Annotated in this window: 1 protein-coding gene; it reads left to right on the forward strand. The window is 69.1% G+C overall.

Going from position 1 to position 1299, the window contains the following annotated elements; genetic code table 11:
- Window positions 1–255: 255 nt before the first annotated feature.
- A partial coding sequence (locus tag AB0M80_RS44150) for an IS110 family transposase (protein WP_364576529.1) occupies window positions 256–1299 on the forward strand: 1044 nt, incomplete at its 3' end.

The raw sequence follows: 1299 nt of genomic DNA on the forward strand, positions 1-1299 counted from the left end.
GACGCCTGACAGAGATGATGTTGGGGAGCACCTCCCGGCGGGGTCTGACCCGACGCCTGACTGACTCCGGGTCCTTACCGGGATATGTCGGCCTCAGCCGGGAGGTGCTCGGTGCACTCACCGACCGTGGCGACCGTGACCTCATAGGAGCCTGGCCAGAGGCCCCATCTCTGTCTTGTCCACCTTGCCCGGCTGGTGCGTGCCGCCCCGCCATCAGCAACGAGCAAACAGGACGACCCTTTGCCTTCTACCACAATCGACCATGCCCGGCTGCCCGAAGTGGCCGGCGGGGTCGACACCCATCTCGACACCCACACCGCCGCAGTGATCGACACGATCGGGCGAGTGCTGGGCACCCGCCAGTTTCCCGCCGACGCCGCAGGCTACCGCGGGTTGCTGGCCTGGATGCGCAGCTTCGGCCGCCTGTCCCGGATCGGAGTCGAGGGCACCGGCGCCTACGGCGCCGGCCTGGCCCGGCTGCTGCGCGCCGAGGACGTCCAGGTGATCGAGGTCGACCGGCCGGACCGCAAAATCCGCCGTTTTCAGGGCAAGTCCGACCCGATCGACGCGATCCAGGCCGCCAAAGCCGCCATCGCCGACACCCGCGCCGGGGTCCCGAAACAGCGTGAGGGCCAGGTCGAGGCGCTGCGCAACCTCCGCGTCGCCCGCCGCAGCGCGGTCGAGCAACGCGCCGACACCCAGCGCCGGATGCGGGCGTTGATCGTGACCGCCGCCGACGAGCTGCGCGAACGCCTGCGCGGGTTGACGGTCGCGAAGCTGATCACTGTGTGCGCCGGAATGCGATCCGACACCACCGACGCGGCGTCCCCGGCGACGGCGGCGAAGATCGCGTTGCGGTCGCTGGCCCGCCGCCACCAGCAGCTTTCGGTCGAGATCGGTGAACTGGATGCGTTACTCGGGCCGCTGGTCGTCGCGATCAACCCGCGCCTGGCCGAGGCCAACGGCGTCGGCCCCGAGGTCGCTGGGCAGCTGCTGGTTACCGCCGGAGAAAACCATGACCGCATCGGCTCCGACGCCGCGTTCGCGATGCTCTGCGGCGCCGCACCCATCCCCGCCTCGTCGGGGAAAACGAACCGGCACCGCCTCAACCGAGGCGGTGACCGCCAGGCCAACGCCGCCCTCTATCGCGTGGTGCTCTGCCGGTTGCGGTGGGATCCGCGCACCCGTGCCTACGCCGAACGACGCACCCGTGAAGGCTTGTCGAAGAAAGAGATCATCCGCTGCCTCAAACGCTACATCGCCCGAGAGCTCTACCAGCTGATCACCACAAATGATCTT

It is taken from the genome of Amycolatopsis sp. NPDC051045, from assembly GCF_040682955.1.
Lineage (GTDB): Bacteria > Actinomycetota > Actinomycetes > Mycobacteriales > Pseudonocardiaceae > Amycolatopsis.